Annotated in this window: 17 protein-coding genes; 4 read left to right on the forward strand and 13 right to left on the reverse strand. The window is 49.1% G+C overall.

Annotated elements, in window-relative coordinates; all coding sequences use genetic code 11:
* Positions 1-48 precede the first annotated feature (48 nt).
* Positions 49-984: an aspartate carbamoyltransferase catalytic subunit gene (locus tag ICL55_RS07145; protein ID WP_168874288.1), complete on the reverse strand. Its 936-nt coding sequence runs from the start codon at positions 982-984 to the stop codon at positions 49-51.
* A 50-nt stretch (positions 985-1,034) separates the two neighbouring features.
* On the reverse strand, positions 1,035-1,565 hold the full coding sequence (gene pyrR / locus ICL55_RS07150) for a bifunctional pyr operon transcriptional regulator/uracil phosphoribosyltransferase PyrR (protein ID WP_078672462.1): 531 nt from the start codon (positions 1,563-1,565) through the stop codon (positions 1,035-1,037).
* Between the two features lie 156 nt (positions 1,566-1,721).
* Between pyrR and ICL55_RS07155 the strand changes: the two genes are divergently transcribed.
* Both ICL55_RS07155 and ICL55_RS07160 read left to right on the forward strand, forming a co-directional pair.
* Positions 1,722-2,363, forward strand: a complete 642-nt coding sequence (locus ICL55_RS07155) for a hypothetical protein (protein WP_188095375.1) — start codon at positions 1,722-1,724, stop codon at positions 2,361-2,363.
* Between the two features lie 71 nt (positions 2,364-2,434).
* The gene (locus tag ICL55_RS07160) at positions 2,435-2,950 is read left to right on the forward strand and encodes a peroxiredoxin (protein ID WP_246496166.1); all 516 of its coding nucleotides are present in this window, start codon (positions 2,435-2,437) and stop codon (positions 2,948-2,950) included.
* Here ICL55_RS07160 and ICL55_RS07165 read toward each other — a convergent pair whose 3' ends face one another.
* The 4 genes from ICL55_RS07165 to prfB form a co-directional block, all read right to left on the reverse strand.
* Entirely contained in the window at positions 2,951-3,517 is a 567-nt protein-coding gene (locus ICL55_RS07165; RefSeq protein WP_188095377.1) for a hypothetical protein, read from the reverse strand. It abuts the gene before it with no gap.
* A 19-nt stretch (positions 3,518-3,536) separates the two neighbouring features.
* A complete protein-coding gene (locus ICL55_RS07170) occupies positions 3,537-3,926 on the reverse strand; it encodes a hypothetical protein (protein WP_188095379.1) in 390 nt (129 codons plus the stop codon).
* Between the two features lie 89 nt (positions 3,927-4,015).
* Positions 4,016-5,647 carry an L-glutamate gamma-semialdehyde dehydrogenase gene (gene pruA / locus ICL55_RS07175; protein ID WP_188095381.1) on the reverse strand — a complete coding sequence of 544 codons (1,632 nt, stop codon included), beginning with the start codon at positions 5,645-5,647 and terminating at the stop codon, positions 4,016-4,018.
* Positions 5,648-5,749: 102 nt separating this feature from the next.
* Positions 5,750-6,845, reverse strand: a protein-coding gene (prfB, locus tag ICL55_RS07180) for a peptide chain release factor 2 (protein WP_188095384.1) whose coding sequence is annotated in 2 segments (ribosomal slippage) — positions 5,750-6,784 and positions 6,786-6,845 — 1,095 coding nt in all. Because the reading frame shifts where the segments join, the coding sequence is not laid out codon by codon here.
* Positions 6,846-7,009: 164 nt separating this feature from the next.
* Between prfB and ICL55_RS07185 the strand changes: the two genes are divergently transcribed.
* Together ICL55_RS07185 and pgi are read left to right on the forward strand one after the other, a co-directional pair.
* The gene (locus tag ICL55_RS07185; protein ID WP_188095386.1) at positions 7,010-7,816 is read left to right on the forward strand and encodes a tryptophan-rich sensory protein; all 807 of its coding nucleotides are present in this window, start codon (positions 7,010-7,012) and stop codon (positions 7,814-7,816) included.
* Positions 7,817-7,861: 45 nt separating this feature from the next.
* On the forward strand, positions 7,862-9,517 hold the full coding sequence (gene pgi / locus ICL55_RS07190; RefSeq protein ID WP_188095388.1) for a glucose-6-phosphate isomerase: 1,656 nt from the start codon (positions 7,862-7,864) through the stop codon (positions 9,515-9,517).
* Positions 9,518-9,635: 118 nt separating this feature from the next.
* Here the strand turns inward: pgi and ICL55_RS07195 are convergent, their stop codons facing one another.
* The 7 genes from ICL55_RS07195 to ICL55_RS07225 form a co-directional block, all read right to left on the reverse strand.
* Positions 9,636-10,067 (reverse strand): DUF3276 family protein, encoded by a 432-nt coding sequence (locus ICL55_RS07195; RefSeq protein WP_168874295.1) that lies wholly within the window; start codon positions 10,065-10,067, stop codon positions 9,636-9,638.
* Between the two features lie 157 nt (positions 10,068-10,224).
* Complete coding sequence (locus tag ICL55_RS07200; RefSeq protein WP_188095390.1) at positions 10,225-12,021, reverse strand: ABC transporter ATP-binding protein; 1,797 nt, start codon at positions 12,019-12,021, stop codon at positions 10,225-10,227.
* Positions 12,022-12,202: 181 nt separating this feature from the next.
* Positions 12,203-13,132 carry a phosphoribosylaminoimidazolesuccinocarboxamide synthase gene (locus tag ICL55_RS07205; RefSeq protein ID WP_188095392.1) on the reverse strand — a complete coding sequence of 310 codons (930 nt, stop codon included), beginning with the start codon at positions 13,130-13,132 and terminating at the stop codon, positions 12,203-12,205.
* A gap of 85 nt (positions 13,133-13,217) precedes the next feature.
* Positions 13,218-14,588: an exonuclease domain-containing protein gene (locus tag ICL55_RS07210; protein WP_188095394.1), complete on the reverse strand. Its 1,371-nt coding sequence runs from the start codon at positions 14,586-14,588 to the stop codon at positions 13,218-13,220.
* A gap of 1 nt (position 14,589) precedes the next feature.
* Entirely contained in the window at positions 14,590-15,762 is a 1,173-nt protein-coding gene (locus tag ICL55_RS07215) for an ABC transporter permease (RefSeq protein ID WP_188095396.1), read from the reverse strand.
* Entirely contained in the window at positions 15,755-16,924 is a 1,170-nt protein-coding gene (locus ICL55_RS07220; protein WP_188095398.1) for an ABC transporter permease, read from the reverse strand. Before ICL55_RS07220 ends, ICL55_RS07215 begins: the two co-directional genes overlap by 8 nt.
* Positions 16,921-17,910 carry an HlyD family secretion protein gene (locus tag ICL55_RS07225; RefSeq protein WP_188095400.1) on the reverse strand — a complete coding sequence of 330 codons (990 nt, stop codon included), beginning with the start codon at positions 17,908-17,910 and terminating at the stop codon, positions 16,921-16,923. Before ICL55_RS07225 ends, ICL55_RS07220 begins: the two co-directional genes overlap by 4 nt.
* Between the last annotated feature and the right edge of the window lie 3 nt (positions 17,911-17,913).

Genomic DNA, 17,913 nt, shown 5'->3' on the forward strand with positions numbered 1-17,913 from the left:
CTCTTTCAAGAGAGACGGCCGGTTTTTTTCAGTCTATATAGTTATTGACTATACCAGTTCCTGTTTTTTACCTGCCAGCAGATACAGGGCGGCCATTCTAACGGCCACGCCATTTTCTACCTGGTCGAGGATGATGGACTGACCGGAATCTGCCACATCGGAATCCAGTTCCACGCCACGGTTGATAGGTCCGGGGTGCATGATCAGGATTTCCTTATTGAGGCTGTCCAGCAGTTGGCGGTTGACACCATAAGCCAGCGAATATTCACGGAGTGAAGAGAACAGCGGCGTATTCTGTCTTTCCAGCTGAATACGGAGTACGTTGGCCACATCGCACCATTGCAGGGCTTCGCGGATATTGTAACTCACATTGACGCCGAGGGCAGCTGCCATGTGTTTGGGTATGAGCGTAGGCGGGCCTACTACCGTTACTTCAGCACCCAGCTTTTTCAGGCAGTAGATATTGGAGAGCGCCACGCGCGAGTGCATGATATCACCACAGATGGCTACTTTTTTCCCTTCTACCGTGCCGAGTTTTTCCCGGATAGAGAAAGCGTCGAGCAACGCCTGCGTGGGATGTTCGTTGATACCGTCGCCCGCATTCAGGATAGGCACCTGGATGTGGCGCGACAGAAAATGCGGTGCTCCGCTGGCTGAGTGGCGCATCACCACCACATCCACTTTCATGGACAGGATGTTGTTGACCGTATCGATCAGCGTCTCTCCTTTTGACACGGAAGAACCGGAAGCAGAGAAATTGATGGTATCTGCGCCCAGCCTCTTTTCCGCCAGTTCAAAAGAAATGCGGGTACGGGTTGAGTTCTCAAAAAATAAATTAACGATGGTAGTATCGCGCAGCGTGGGAACTTTTTTAATCGGCCTTTGTAAAACCTCCTTAAACTGGTCGGCGGTTTGAAAAATAAGTTCTATATCCTGGCGCTGCAGATCGCGAATTCCGAGTAAGTGTTTTACAGAAAGTGACATTAATGTGCAAATATAAAGGGTGAAATCTGAATTGAAAAATCCGGTTTGCGTTAATCAACCAGAATAACTTCATCTTTCCCATCTCTTTGCTCCCATAATACCCGTACTTTCTGGGAAATAAGGGCATCGATGGTGCGCCCGGTATAATCGGGCTGAATGGGCAGCTGACGGCTGAACCGGCGGTCTATTAACGCCAATAGTTCCACCGAAGCCGGCCTGCCGAAGTCGAGCATAGCATCCAGCGCCGAACGGATGGTCCGGCCCGTATACAACACGTCGTCTATCAGCACCACCTTTTTATTTTCTATGGAGAAATTAATGTTGGTTTCACTGGGCACATGTAAAGTTTTGCCCTTGTTATAATCGTCCCTGTAAAAAGTAATATCCAGTTTGCCGTAATGGATGGCGGTACCCGGTAACAGTTTCTTCAATGTTTCATAAATCCTGTCGCCCAGATAGATGCCGCGTGGCTGCAACCCTATCAGTACCGTGTTTTCAAACTGTAAATGATTCTCGATCAGCTGATGGCAAAGTCTGTCTATCGTAATAGCCAGCTGCTTACCGTTTAGTATGGTCTTCAAAACAATACGCTTTTAGGTGCCAAAAATACGGATTAATGGCACACATAAAAAGATGAATATCATAAAGCAGCTGGATAAATATCCTCATCTTTCATTTTTCGGGGCGGAATATTTCGATTAAATAGCAACAATTCTTTATTTAACATCCGCCATTTTATGAAAAAAACTACGATGACTGTACTGGCAGTCGCAGCCTTCCTAAGCTGTAACCAGTTGTTCGCCCAACAAAAGAAACATTTTATCAGTGCCGGTTTTAATGTCTACAACCAAAAGTATGAGAGTGAAAGCGGCAACGGCAACACCCGTAAATCTTCCAGCACTAATTTCGACATCTCCCCCGCGTACGGCTATTATTTCAGGGAGCGTTGGGCTGTCGGTATCCAGGGCTTTTACGGCAACCAAGGCAGCAAGCCAGCTGACGAGCCTGAAAGGAAGGGCCGCAATTGGGGAGTCGGGCCGTTTGTACGCTATGAACAACCCATATGGGGCAAGTACCTGTCGGTGTATACCGATGGCCTTCTCATGGCAGCCTTTGCGAAAACCGACAGCTATATGTCCGGCGGCAACTACTACAACGAAAGAAAAACTTCCGCCTATTCACTGTCGGTTATACCGGGCCTGTTGTTTCACCTGACTCCTTCGTTTTCGCTGACCGCCAACCTAGGCAGCGCTTTCTCCGCGACCAGAAAAACGGACAAAGTGGAAGGCAGCGGCTCCAAAGGCACCGATACAAACGTTGGATTGTTTAAGAATTTTGGACTTAATAATGTGTCATTTGGTATCAACTTTCACTTCTAAAAAAACAGTGGGAAATTAGTTGCACTAATTTCCCACTATCTGTCGTACTTTAGTTGCACCAAACCGTTGGTATGAAAACACTCAAGTTAATCATTGCTATGGCCGCTTTACTTCAATTCTGGGGTACATCTTCACAGGGACAGATCAAAGTTGGAGACAAGATACCAGTCTTCAGCCTGCAGGACCAAAACGGGAAAACCTTCGACATTAGTACCGTGCTGGGCAAACAGCCCCTTGTCATCTACTTCTATCCGAAAGATGAAACCAGTGTATGCACCAAAGAAGCTTGTTCTTTCCGGGATTCCTACAAGGATTTTCAACAATACGGAGCATTGGTGATCGGTATCAGTTCCGATAATGTGGCTTCCCACAGAAGCTTTGCCACCCATCACAATCTCCCCTTCACTTTACTCAGCGATCCGAAAAATGAGGTGCGCAAACTGTTTGGTGTGCCTAAAACATTCGTGATTCCCGGCCGTGTGACTTACGTGGTAGATAAAAACGGTATCGTGGTACACGAATTCAATAGCCTCCGCGACGGCGAAAAACACGTGACAGAGTCGCTGGAAGCATTGAAGAAGATGTAACTACCGCTGCACGATACGTCCATCCGGCAAGAGGGTATAACGATCTATGGTGCTATCCAGCAAAGGCTGATCATCTCCCGGTCCATGGTGCAATGTCACCGTATGCAGCAGCGTGTCATTATCCCTGCGATAGTGCATAAAATAATTGTCTCTGCTCAGATCTGCATCGCAATTGCTTTCTACCTCCAGCGCTGCGATACTCTTTAGCGTAGCTGTATCCAGCGTAAACAGCCATGCAGAGGAGCAAACCATTCCATCGTCATAATGCAACAACACGCAGGCATATGGACGGTTCGCCGGCAGATACATGGTGATACCCTTAAATGCAGCCCCTGGCGTTAAATACATGCTGTCTACCGCAAAATGTGCGCGGAGCATATCCGGCGGCAGATCATATCCGCCATTGATGAATGCAGTAAGGGCTGAAAGCGGGGTTGGTGACACCGTTGTTGCTGTAGCAACCCCGGAAGGTGGCTTTACGCTGTCTGTTACAGTTTGTACAACGGACTGTTGTCGGCAGCCTGCCCATAGTAGCAGGCAGGCAGATAATGCGAGGGAAATCTTCATAGGTAGAAAGGAAGTGTTATCAGAGCTTACGCAGGTCCCTGAACGAAGAAATTTCTTCTTTCAGCTGAAACAGTTGTATGCACCAGATAAGCCCCTGCACCAGTGTATAGGCGGTGAGGGCCAGAAACACGGACAGTTGGCTCACATTACCCAATTTATCTGCCATCAGTAATATTCTTACCAGAAAAAGCGCTGCCAGTCCAAGAAATATAAGCGTTTTAGTGCCTTTTTTTTTCAGCTGCTGACCGAAATAACCATCATACGCCAGGCTGGCCTGCTGTGCTGCATCTTGCGGAGCGCAGCCACCGGCGATCAGGCGTTGTTCCAGATCCGCCACCCGCCACTGTTTATGTGGTTCAGCAAAATACTGTTGCGTGATACTACTTACGGCTTCATTTCCTGTCTCCATGTCTTGTCGTTTGTTTCATTTACAAAATAAGTAAAAGGCGATGAATAAATATTCATCGCCTTTTTGTTTATCATGAACATTTGAAGTTCTTACGCTTCTTTCAGGAACGGATACCGGTAGTCGGTAGCCGGAACGAAAGTTTCTTTGATGCTTCTGGCGCTCAACCAACGGTACAGGTTCAGCATGGAGCCGGCTTTGTCGTTGGTACCGGAAGCACGGGCGCCGCCAAAAGGCTGCTGGCCCACCACCGCACCGGTAGGTTTGTCGTTGATGTAGAAGTTACCCGCGCTGTTCACCAGTTTTCTGGTAGCCAGTTCTACGGCGTAACGGTCCTGCGCGATGATAGCGCCGGTGAGGGCGTATTCGGAGGTGGTATCTACCGTATGCAGGATATCTTCAAATTTCTCCCCGTCATACACATGGATCGTTAATACGGGGCCGAAGATTTCTTCGCACATGGTCACGTAGTTAGGATCGGTGGTTTCAATGACGGTAGGCTCGATGAAATAACCTTCGGCTTTGCTGTAGTTGCCGCCGGCGATGATCTTAGCCTTAGGGTCATTTTTCGCGTTGTCGATGTATTGAGCGATCTTATCAAAAGAGCGTTCATCGATCACCGCGTTGATGAAGTTGCTGAAATCTTCTGTGGTACCCATTTTCATGGTTTTCAGGTCAGCAACCAGTTTGGATTTTATCTGGTCAGCAAGATTGTTTGGTATGTATGCACGGGAGGCTGCAGAGCATTTCTGGCCCTGGTATTCGAAAGCGCCGCGGGCGAGTGCGGTAACAGCGGTATCCACATCGGCTGATTTGTGGATCAGGACGAAGTCTTTACCACCGGTTTCACCTACGATACGCGGATAGGTTTTGTATTTATGGATGTTTTCACCGATTGTCTTCCACATGGTCTGGAATACGCCGGTGGAGCCGGTGAAGTGGATGCCGGCGAAGTGAGGGTCAGCGAAGCAGATATCGCCGATCAGCGGGCCGCCGGCGTAAACGAGGTTGATAACGCCTTCAGGCAGACCGGCTTCGATCATGATTTTCATGAATACGCTGGCCGCAAACACCTGTGTGTTAGCTGGTTTCCATACCACTACGTTACCGCACATGGCAGCGGAAGTAGGCAGGTTACCGGCGATAGCGCTGAAGTTGAAAGGCGTAACAGCCAGTACGAAACCTTCGAGCGGACGGTATTCCACGCGGTTGTGGGTCAGCGGGGCGCTTACAGGTTGTTGACGGTATATTTCGCTCAGGAAGTGTACGTTGTAGCGGAGGAAGTCGATCAGTTCGCAGGCGCTGTCGATCTCAGCCTGGTAGGCATTTTTACTCTGGCCCAGCATGGTGGCCGCGTTGATATGGAAACGGTATTTGGTAGCCAGCAGGTCGGCTGCGCGCAGGAAGATACCGGCACGTGTTTCCCAATCCATGTTTGCCCATTTCTCGCGTGCTTCCAGTGCGGCAGCGATGGCTGCTTTTACGTGGGAAGCGTCGCCCTGGTGAAAATGACCCAACTTGTGTTTGATTTCATGCGGCGGGCGCAGATCTACCGTGTTACCGGTACGAACTTCTTTGCCACCGATATACATCGGAATATCTGCCACTTCAGCTTTGAATGCTGCCAATTGCTTCTTCAGCGCAGCTCTTTCCGGAGAACCGGGTGCATAACTCAACACGGGCTCATTAGCAGGTGCTGCGTATTGAAAATATCCTGTATTCATTTCCTCAGATTTTGTTGGTGTATCTATTAACAAAAAAAGTTTCCGCTGCAAATTTACGGTCAAATTTGCAGCAGAAACCTATTAATTATTTACCTATCATTATCAATTATTGTCCTCTTCCTTCTGCATCATCAGGTAAGCCTTGATAAATCCGTTCAGCTCACCGTCCATTACCGGTCCTACGTTACCCACTTCATAGTCGGTACGATGGTCCTTGATCATTTTGTAAGGATGGAACACATAAGACCGTATCTGGGAGCCCCATTCGATCTTACGTTTATTAGCGTTGGCGGCGTTTTTCAGCTCTTCGCGTTTCCTGAGTTCTTCTTCGTACAGGCGTGATTTCAACATGGTGAGCGCTTTTTCGCGGTTCTCACCCTGTGTACGTGCCTGCTGACATTCGATGATAATGCCGGAAGGGATGTGTTTCAGGCGCACGGCAGTTTCCACCTTGTTTACGTTTTGTCCGCCTTTACCACCGGAACGGTAGAATTCCCATTCCAGGTCGGCAGGATTGACAGCGATTTCGATCGTGTCGTTCACTAACGGATACACATATACGGAAGCAAAAGAAGTATGCCTGCGGGCATTGGAATCGAAGGGAGAAATACGTACCAGTCGATGTACACCGCTTTCCGCTTTCAGGTGACCGTAGGCGAAATCGCCATCGAACTCCAGGGTAGCGGATTTGATGCCGGCACCATCTCCATACTGCGTATCGATCTCTGATACTTTCCAGCCCTGTTTTTCACCATACATGCGGTACATGCGAAGCAGCATTTCAGCCCAGTCCTGGCTTTCCGTGCCACCTGCGCCGGAGTTAATGGTCAATACCGCCGGCATCTCATCTTCCGGCTGGTTCAGGGTGGATTTGAATTCAAGGTCTTCCAAAGCAGACAACGCACTGCTGTATGCCTGCGTCACCTCTTCTTCTGTGGCCTCTCCTTCTTTAAAGAAATCATTGAGCACGCTGCTGTCTTCTATCGCAGTATGCACATTGTCGTAGAGGTCAACCCAATATTTGTTTACCTTGATTTCCTTCAGGATAGAGGTCGCTCTGGCGTTATCATCCCAGAAACCGGGGGCCAGGCTCAGTTGTTTGTCATTTTCTATTTTAGCTATTCGGTCAGGGACGTTAAAGAAAACCTCCCAGGACATAAAGACGGTCCCTCATAGCTTTAAGTTGCTCTGCTGTCATAGCGGGCAAATGTAGGTAAAAATGTGCAATTCTGCTAATGTCATCACAATTCTATATATCACTACTGCCATCCTTTAACATAGCTTTAGCATAATTTTTGCAGCTGGAGCGGGAATCCACATCGGTAATATTTTTAAATAATATTAAAAAAAGTTCTTATTACAATGATGGCCTCCCATGAAACCCTTCACTATAAAAACAAATCGATCTTCAACACCCTCGCTTTTCTGCTCATGATAGCCACCAATGCGCTCGCATGGCTGCTACCCATCAACGGCAAATCCATCAGGGAGATATCTGGTGAATACAGCCACATCTTTACGCCTCCCGGTTTCACCTTTTCCATCTGGAGCGTTATCTACTTCTCCCTGCTTTGTTTTGTGATCTATCAATTGTGGCTGGCCTTCTCCGGCAAACGCCCGGAAGCGCTTGCCCGCGTGATGGGCGCGATGAAAGAATGGTTCCTCATCAGCTGTGTGGTGAACGCCACCTGGCTGTTTGCCTGGCATTATGAACTGATACCGGTTACCGTTGGCTTGATGCTGATTTTACTGGCGGCGCTTTTTATCATTCATGTCAACTTCGGTATCGGCCGCACTACACCCAGCGTACCGGAGCGGCTGTTCATCCATGTCCCTTTCAGCATTTACCTGGGATGGATCAGCATCGCCACACTTGCCAATATCACTACCCTGCTGGTGTACGCGGGATGGACCGGCAGCGTTACCTTTCAGGTGTGGTGGACCATCAGTATGATTGCCCTGGGCACGTTGATCAGTATACTGATGGTATTCCGGCGCAACAACATTTTGCACGCGCTGGTAGCGGTGTGGGCCTTCTATGGTATTCTTATTAAAAGAAGAGAAGCCGGTATTACAGAACAACAACCGGTGATTCATTGTTGTGTGATGGCCATCGGCATTATCGCTATCGCTATTTCCTGGCATTTGTACAGGAAACCCCGATCTTAAAAAGTAAAATATTATTTTTGAGCCGCAATTAACTAAAGCTATTATATGTTTCCATCTACCAGTCCAGTGGCCACCAAAGCGTGGCAGGCATTGCTAAAACATGCCGACGAAATGAAAAAGGTACAAATGCGTGCCTTGTTTATGGAAGACCAGGAACGTTTCAAAACGTTTTCGCTTCAACTGGAAGACACCCTGTTCGACTATTCCAAAAACCTGATCACGGAAGACACCCGCAACCTGCTGCTTTCGCTGGCAGATGAGTGTGGTGTAAATGCCGCTATCAAAGCCATGTTTGGCGCGGAAAAGATCAACTTCACGGAAAACCGCGCCGTACTGCATACCGCGCTGCGCAACTTCTCCGGCAAACCTGTGATGCTCGATGGCCGTGATGTAATGCCGGACGTACTGGGCGTGCTCAACAAAATGGACCACATCTGCCGGCAGGTACATTCCGGTGAATGGAAAGGATATACGGGCAAGCCTATACGTTATATCGTAAACATCGGCATCGGTGGCTCCGACCTCGGCCCGGTGATGGTGACCGAAGCACTGAAACCTTACTGGAAGCCAGGTATACAACCTCACTTCGTGTCCAACGTGGATGGCACCCATATCGTGGAAACACTCAAACAGGTAACACCAGAAGAAACGCTTTTCCTGATCGCGTCCAAAACATTCACTACGCAGGAAACCATGACCAACGCACATACTGCGCGTAACTGGTTCCTCGAACATGCCAAAGACGAAAAATTCGTGGCCAAACATTTCGTGGCGTTATCTACCAACGAAAAAGCCGTGACGGCCTTTGGCATCGATGCCAACAACATGTTTGAATTCTGGGACTGGGTAGGTGGCCGTTACTCCCTGTGGTCCGCCATCGGTTTGTCTATTGCATTGACCATCGGTTATGAGCACTTCATCGAACTGCTCAACGGCGCGCATGCAGCGGATAATCACTTCACGCAAACACCGCTCGACCGTAACATACCGGCTATCATGGCACTGGTAGGCCTGTGGAATGGCAACTTCCTCGGTGCCGCTACAGAAGCCATCCTGCCTTACGACCAGTACATGCACCGCTTCGCTGCCTATTTCCAGCAAGGTAATATGGAAAGCAATGGTAAACATGTAGACCGTAACGGCCAGCCAGTTCAGTATGAAACCGGCCCGATTGTATGGGGCGAACCCGGCACCAACGGCCAACATGCTTTCTATCAGCTGATACATCAGGGTACAAGGCTTATTCCATGCGACTTTATCGCACCGGCCATCAGCCACAATCCTATCGGCGACCATCACGTAAAACTGCTGTCTAACTTCTTCGCCCAAACGGAGGCGCTGATGAACGGCAAAACGGAAGCGGAAGTACTGGCGGAACTACAGAAAGCCAATACACCTGAAGAAGAGATCAAACGCGTGCTGCCTTATAAAGTATTTACCGGCAACCGTCCATCCAATTCCTTCCTGCTGAAAGAGATCACACCACGTTCTCTTGGTATGCTGATTGCTTTCTACGAACACAAAATTTTTGTGCAGGGTGTTATCTGGAATATCTACAGCTTCGATCAGTGGGGCGTGGAACTGGGTAAACAACTGGCCGGCAAGATCCTTCCTGAGCTGCAGAACGATGATTATATCGCTAACCATGACGCCAGTACGAATGGATTGATCAATGCCTTCAAAGCATGGCGGAAAAAGTAAAACAAGGCTATCCATAAAAGAGAATCGCCCACTGAATATTCAGTGGGCGATTCTTTTATAACTTAATACGACGGTGATTCCTGCGTTAGTTGTTGGTTAATCTTCAGGGGAATCACATTTACCATTTGTCTACCTCGTCAGCGCTATGTGAAGCCGGGGCGGACGCCGCAATCGGAGCAACAGTGGCAGCTACTTCTGCGGTACGGGTTACCTCAGTGTCGCCGTCTGTTTCTTCCTGGTCTTCCTGCACATAATCGTGATTGTAGGCATCAAAATCAAAATCGGGCATCAACTCAGTCTTAACATAGTTGATGGTTTCGGTCAGCGCATTCAGGAACTTGTTGAAGTCCTCCTTGTACAGGAATACTTTGTGCCTGTCGTAGCCGTTGTCATTAAAACGTTTCTTACTTTCTGTGATGGTCAGAAAATAATCATTTCCCCGAGTGGTCTTTACATCAAAGAAGTACGTTCTTCTTTTGCCCGCTTTCAATCGTTTAGAAAAGATGCTATCATTGTTTCTTTCCTGTTGATTGGTGTTTTCGTACGCCACAGTTGATAGATTTAAGTGTTAACGAATCAAATCCTGTTACAATAAGGAACAAATATACTATTGTTTTACAAATATCAAAATATTTTTAAATGATTTTGAAAAATCATAAAACTCCGCTGTAACAGGCCGTGGCAGAGACTATACAAGAGCGTGATTGTTATTCAGTTACACTTTCTTCGTCGCCGGATTGCTGTCTTGCGTACAGTTCAGCATAGTAACCATTCAATGATAATAATTCCTCATGTGTCCCTTCTTCCACAATGGCGCCTTCATCCAACACGATGATCTTGTCAAACGCAAACAGGGAGAAGATCCTATGGGTAATGATGATCGCTGTTTTGTTTTTCAGGTAGGCGTACAGGTTGCCAATGATTTCCTTTTCCGTACGGGCGTCTACGGCAGAGAGACAATCATCAAAAATCATGATATCCGGGTTCTTGATCAGCGCCCTGGCAATGGATATACGTTGTTTCTGCCCACCGCTGAGCGTAACGCCCCGCTCCCCTATTTCGGTATCAAATCCTTCGTTAAACCCAAGGATGTCTTTCTCCACCGAAGCCTGCCGGGCGGCCTGCTGCACCGCCTGCAAATTGGCCGCAGGATCACCGAAGCGGATATTGTTGGCGATGGAATCGGAGAAAAGGAACACATCCTGCGGCACATAGCTGATCTGGCCACGCAGCTGCTCCAGATGCATATGACGGACATCATGCGTATCCAGCATCACACGGCCTTTCTGCGGGTCGTACATGCGTATCAGCAGTTGCGCCAGCGTACTCTTGCCTGAACCGGTGCGGCCAATGACGGCCACCTTCTGGCCCGGTGCGATGTGCAGGTTGATATCTTTCAGCGCTGTAATACCGGTATGAGGATAAGTAAATGTTACACCATCAAATCGTACGCCTCCTTCCAGCTGCACTGTATGCGCAGTGGGCTCGTCTTTTATTTCAGGTTGGATTTTCAAAAATTCGTTTATCCGTTGCTGTGAGGCTGCCGCACGCTGCACCATCGTTGCCACCAGGCCGATGGACAGGAACGGGAACATCAGCATGTTCACATAGATAACAAACTCCGCAAGGTTACCCACCGTGATATTTCCCTCTATTACCTGATAACCACCAATGAAAATAGTAAGTATCACACTTAGCCCGATCATCAGCGCCATGATGGGCTGAAACAACGCGTCGGTTTTAGCCAGACTGATAGAGCTGAGTTTGTATGCTTCACTTGCATTTTCAAAATGCCGTCCGCTGGCGTCTTCCTGCACGTAGGATTTGATCACCCTGATACCGGAGTAAGACTCCTGCGCGATAGACGTAATGTTAGACAACTCAGCCTGTATCCTTTCACTTTTACGATGAATGATTTTATTGACATAGTAAATAGTCAATGCCAGAAAAGGCAGTGGTGACAAAGTATACAGCGTCAGCAAGGGGTTTACCTCCAGCATCAGGTAAACGATGATGACGATCAGGAACAACGTGCGGGATGCATACATGATGGCGGGACCAACGTACATGCGTACACGGGAAACGTCTTCCGTGATGCGGCTCATCAGGTCACCGGTGCGGTGCATCTTAAAGAAGTTGAGGTCCAGCTTCTGATAGTGCTGGTAAATCTCGTTCTTCAGGTCGTATTCAATATGCCGGCTCATCACGATGAGCGTTTGCCGCTGAAGGAAAAGGAAAAAGCCGCTCAACAACGCAAAGATCAAAATGCTTACACCATAAAAGGCTAGGATACGGGAGAAGTCGGACCGGAATGCGCTCTTCAGACTGGTATCACTTAACAGGCGGTATTCGTCCAGATTATGTGACAGCAGGTCAAAGATCTGCCGGACCATGATGGGCTGAAAAACACTGAAGACAATCGATATAGCCGTAAATAACAGCCCAAGGATCAGGCGCCATTTGTTGGCCATGAAATATTTATTAAGCGCAGCTAGATGTTTCAATCGGAAAGTTTTGATACAAAAATAGCATTCAATTACGAATTACGGATTATGAATTACGAATTAAGGGCTTCCTTACAGAGCGGCTATTAAATAACCGTGCTATAAGAAAGCCCTTAATTTATAATGCGGCTACTAATTAACCGGGCTACAAGAAACCCCTTAATTCGTAATCCGTAATTGATTACAGTTGTTTCAGTGCTTCCACGATTTTCGCTTCTGCTGCTTCCGGTGCTACATCTTCTTTTACGAATTTGCGGCCGGTGATGTTTTCAAACAGCTCGATATAACGCTCGCTCACGCTGTTGATGAAAGCATCGGTCATTTCAGGCACCTGTTGACCGTCTTTACCCTGGAAGCCGTTTTCCATCAGCCACTCACGCACAAACTCCTTGCTCAGTTGTTTCTGCTGTTTGCCGGCTTTCTGGTTTTCTTCGTAACCTTCTGCGTAGAAATAACGGGAAGAGTCCGGTGTGTGGATTTCGTCGATCACATAGATGGTATCGCCGATTTTACCGAATTCATATTTAGTATCTACGAGGATCAGGCCGCGTTCTGCTGCCATTTCTTTACCTCTCTCAAACAGGGCGAGGGTATATTTCTCCAGTTGTTCGTAGTCTTCTTTGCTCACCAGTCCCTGAGCGATGATTTCCTCGCGGGAAATATCTTCATCATGACCTTCGTGTGCTTTGGTAGTAGGCGTAATGATAGGCTGTGGGAAGAAATCATTTTCTTTCAGCCCTTCCGGCATAGTAACGCCGCAGAGTACACGCTGACCAGTTTTGTAAGTTCTCCAGGCGTGGCCGGTAAGGTTACCGCGCACCACCATTTCCACCGGGAACGTTTCGCATTTCAAACCTATGGTTACGTTAGGCAGCGGGGTAGATTTCACCCAGTTAGGCACGATATCTTTGGTAGCTTCCAGCATGATGGCAGCCACCTGGTTCAGTACCTGTCCCTTGTAAGGAATAGGGCGGGGCAACACCACATCGAACGCAGAGATACGATCGCTTACTGCCATTACCATGAGCTTGTCCCCGATGGTGTATACATCACGTACTTTCCCTTTGTAGAAGGCGGTCTGACCCGGGAATTTGAAATTTGATTCTAACATGAATTATGAAATTAAAAATGAATTATCGGTGATTTGCGTGCAAAAGTAAACCACGAATCGCATGATTTCAATTTTTTTTCGATCATCATTTTGGGGAAGCGGCTAACTGTTGCCCGTTACCGGCATATGGCCTCAATAAACTGATGATGATTTCATTCTCGGGATACTGCGTCAGATGCGGCCTTAATTGTTCGGCATCCGTTGTTTGCAGATGAACGGGCACATACCCCATTCCATAGAAACGGCCCTTCTCCATGAGGATACAGCTTTGTTCTTCACTGTTACGCCCTTTATCCATGATCACGACGGAGGGCTGCTGTTCCTGCAGGAAGGCAATCGCCGCTTTTACGCGTTGGTTGTATACTTCCGGCGCTTCTTCTTTCTCACAGGCGCCGTGACAGGTAGCTGCTGTTTTGCCGGCACAGGTGCCCCCGCTCTTTTGCAGGAAACACAATTTGGGGCACAGCTCAAACTGCCGGATCAACGCCCTGAGGAGGCGATGCCCGTCAATCAACAGGTTAAAGGCGTGCACCGGATGGCTGAACTTGCGCTTTTTCTCGATAGCCAGGCGCAGATAACCTTCCTGGTCTTCAAAAAGATAAAACCCATAACGGAACTCCACGCGCTTCTGGGCCGCGTTAAAAGCTGGCCATAGCCGCTTGATCTCTACCGACTCCAGGATGCAGGCCATCAGATCGGTGGCCGTTTCCTGATAGGTGATATTATATACGGTACGTAAAAAGTTCTGTCGCTGACGGCTGGCACTGTGACCGGTAAAGTGGCTGTTGACACGCTTTTTCAGGTCCTTGGCCTTGCCTACATATACCACTTTCCCTTTTACATCATGAAAATAATATACCCCCGGCACCTCCGGCAGTAATTTCACCACCTCCGGTTGTAGGTTCGGTGGCAGGAACTGCTCTTTGGAGCCCGCTTTAAGCGCACCGGCAATAGCTTTGTCTGTATCATGCTGTAGCAGCAGGGAGAAGAGTTTCGTGGTGGCTTCTGCATCCCCGCCTGCCCGATGCCGGCCATGGATCGGGATCTCCAGATGCCGGCAGAGGTTGCCGAGACTATAGGAAGGCAGTCCGGGAAAAATCTTCCGTCCCAGCCTCACGGTACAGAGCTTCTTACACTGGAGGTCCAGCCCGGCGGCAGCCAGGTGGTGCTTCACAAACGAATAATCAAAATTAACGTTGTGCGCCACGAAGATTTTATCGTGCAACAGCTCATATATCATCGGCGCCACCGCTTCAAACGGAGGAGCTTCAGCCACCATACTGTTGGTGATACCGGTCAGGGACTCTATGTAATAAGGGATGGGCACTCCAGGATTAACCAGGGTCTGGTAATGCTGTGTGATCTCCCGGCCATCAAACAGGTAGATGGCTATCTCGGTAATACCGTTGGCACTGGCATGGCCACCGGTTGTTTCTATATCGACAATTGCGTACACCTTACAAAGATAAAGGTTGTTGCTTTTTGTTCAATCGTTTTAATCCCCATAATGCGAGCAAAAGATAAAACACCCACAGCAGCACGAGATGGACCACCGATCCGGCATGGTCCCGGAGGGTGCCGCCGGTCTGTACGATCGACGTATATACCTTTACGAAGGGCGTTAGCGGCAGCAGAGACGACAAACCCTGCAACGCCGGCGGCATCGACTCAAAAGGCCAGGCATAGCCGCATATAAGAAAAAACGGATATGTAGAGAACGCCATCAACTGTGCCGCGAGCAGCTGACTCTTAAACAGCGTGCCTATCCATACGGCCATCGGTATCAGCGTAAAAATAAAGAGGAACAGCAGCACCGCCAGGTCCCTGTAGCTGCCCCGGAAGGGCAGATGCAACACCTGATAGTTGACCGTCATAAAAAATGCGGCATAAGCCAGATACAGCAACAGATAAAAGGCAGCCTTGCCATACAGCATACCCGATAGTCCCCCGCCCATTTTCACCAACCGGCCAACTTCTAGGTTCTCCCTTTCCAGCGCGATGCTGCCGGAAAGTCCCAGCAGCAATGTCTGTTGCAGGATAAGTACCAGCAGCACCGGCAGCAGAAAACCGCCATAGCTGGCCTGCGGATTATACAGCGGCCGGTAGTCGATATTGACCGGCATCGCCTCCTGCAAAGCCATGGTGGAATTGAGCCCCATCTTTTCCTGGTATTGCAACCGCACACCGGCGCCGATGGTCAGCCCCAGTTGTGTAATAGCCCCGGTCAGCTCACTGGAAGGCAGAAAACGCGCGCCATTCACGGCAAGGACCACATCGGCCTGTTGCAGGGACAGCACTTTGGCCTGCATACCTTTGGGGATGTAAAAATAGCCCTGCGCCTCTCCCCTGTACATCCGCTCCTGTGCCTCTTCCAGAGACAAGGTCCGCATCACGGCCACTACCTGCATATTGTTCATTTGCTCCACAAACATGCGCGACATCTCGCTCCGGTCATCGTCAGCTACCGCCAGCACTACTTTTTCCTCTACCTTATAACTATAGATGGTACCGTAAAAGAAAACATAGAACAACGGCGCCAGCAGCAACGTGAGCAGCAGGCTATGATTGCCGGCCACCAGCTTTATTTCCCGCAGAAACAGTTGTGCTATGTTATGTATGCGCTCAGGCATGTTGCAAAGTTGAGGGTTGCAGGCTACGCTGAAAAAGGATAATGGCCACCGGCAGGCCTATTACGGCAAACAACAGCATATGCGCCATTTCCAGCCGCACATAACGCAGCGGCAGGTCCATAAAATACACCTTAAAAAAAGCGTCCACAAAAGGCGTCAGCGGCATGATCATCGCATAATACTGATCATACCAGGGCATGCCCCACCGTGGGAAGGTAAAACCGCTGAACACAAAAGCCGGCGAAGTATAAAAGATGCCCACGTCGCACGCCAGTAACAGGTCTTTGAAGATAGCAGACACCATCATGCCCACACTGATGCATGCCAGCATCAACAAGGTGAAGATGGTAAACAGTCCCCAGCTGAACAGCTGCTCCCCTGACGCAAACAACGGGTAGATGACCAGCGTGATCATGATATAATCCACCCAGGCTACACTGAGGTAGGCCAGTGATTTCCCCACAATAGCATTGGAGGCAGAGCCATTACTCACTTCGTATAGCTCTCCCAGTGAGTGGGTCTTGTGTTCGTAGTTCAGGGCCAGCGCCACCACCATGATCATCATCATCTGCATGGCCACCGCAATAACGCCTGGGACCAGGTACTGCTGGTAGTCGTACCGCGGATTATATAACGTAAACGACTGTAGCTGTACCGGCATTACCAGTGCCATGGCCTTTCCCGCAGGCATGCCCGTTTTCATGAGCTTTTGTAATTGCACCCCTGCGGCGGCGGTCAACAGCACCTGTGCAGCGTCCTTGTATAGCAGTTTGGCGGGGACCAGGTAAGATACATTGGTATAGATCGTAATATAAACAGGCTGCCGGCTTTTGATCTGTTCATCCATGCGGCGGGGGAAGTGAATAGCGCCCATCACGATGCCCTTGTGCAGCATGGCCTGTAGCTCTCCTTCGCTTTGCACCTGTTGTGTAATGTGGATGCTTTCCGTTTGTTCCAGCATGAAAGTAAACTGCCGTGACAGTGGTGAATGGGCTTCATCCCAGATGGCCACCGGCAGGTCTTCCGCAAAATGTTTATTATAAATACCGGCATACAACAAACACAATACCGGTGGCAACACCAGCATGGCCATGTAATACACCGGAAACGTCAGGATGCGTTTCCATTCCCTCAGAGCGACTTTTAGTATGGAACGTATCATGGCATGTTCAGCGAGGCCGTCATGCCGGGGCGCAATCCCTGCACGTCGGACGGGTTAACGGGTTTAAGGTCTACGGTAAAGGTGCGCAGTTCAAACTTACCTTTTTCCTTTACCGGTATCCAGTTAGCGAAAGTGAGCGATGGCGCTACTTTATATACCACCGCTTCAAACTTTTCCGGGCTGCAGCCGGGAACGTCCAGTCTGGCTTTGGTACCAACCGGCAGTTTGTTCATATCGTCCTGCCGGATATTGAACCGCACATGGTACGTATTGGGCTTTTGCAGGGTGATCAACGGGTACCCGATAGAGACGATCTCTCCTTCTTCGATGACCATGGAAGAGATGATGCCGTCTGACGGAGCATGGATATAAGTATTATCAGATAACGCTTTGGTAAGATTGTAACCTTCCTGTGCCTGTTTGAGGATGGCCGAAGCCGCCTGCAACATCTCGGGGCGGGTGCCCTGTTTCAGCATGTCCATGTTCAGTTTGGCCGTCTCCATTTCTTTTTTGGCCGCCTGTAGTTTAAAATACACAAGGTCTTTTTCCTGTCCGGATATCACTTCATCGTTGAAGAGGTTTTCCATGCGCTGATAGGTTTTCTGCATCAGCTTATACTGTTCCTGCGTGATGTTATAGAGATTGTCAGCCGCCTTGATGGCTTCCGGGCGGGCGCCTTTTTCCAGCAGCTGCAACTGGCTCTGCGCGGCTTCAATAGCCGCCAATGCCTGATTACGGATAGCATTGATTTCTGTAGACCGCAACACGCCCAGCAGCTGTCCTTTTTTGACCGTATCGCCCTGTTGTACCAGCAGGCTGTCCAGCCGGCCGGGGAATTCGGCCGCCACGTCCACATAGTCGGCGTCCACCATACCGATGACTGTATTATCGGCAGCAGCCGGCTTCTTCAGAAAAAAAATCAGCGCAATGATCAGTACCACGATGGGTATCAGCAGTGCCCAGTAGTTTTTGAATACGGCTCTCATGTA

Origin of the sequence: Chitinophaga varians (assembly GCF_014529945.1) — a bacterium.
GTDB lineage: Bacteria > Bacteroidota > Bacteroidia > Chitinophagales > Chitinophagaceae > Chitinophaga > Chitinophaga varians.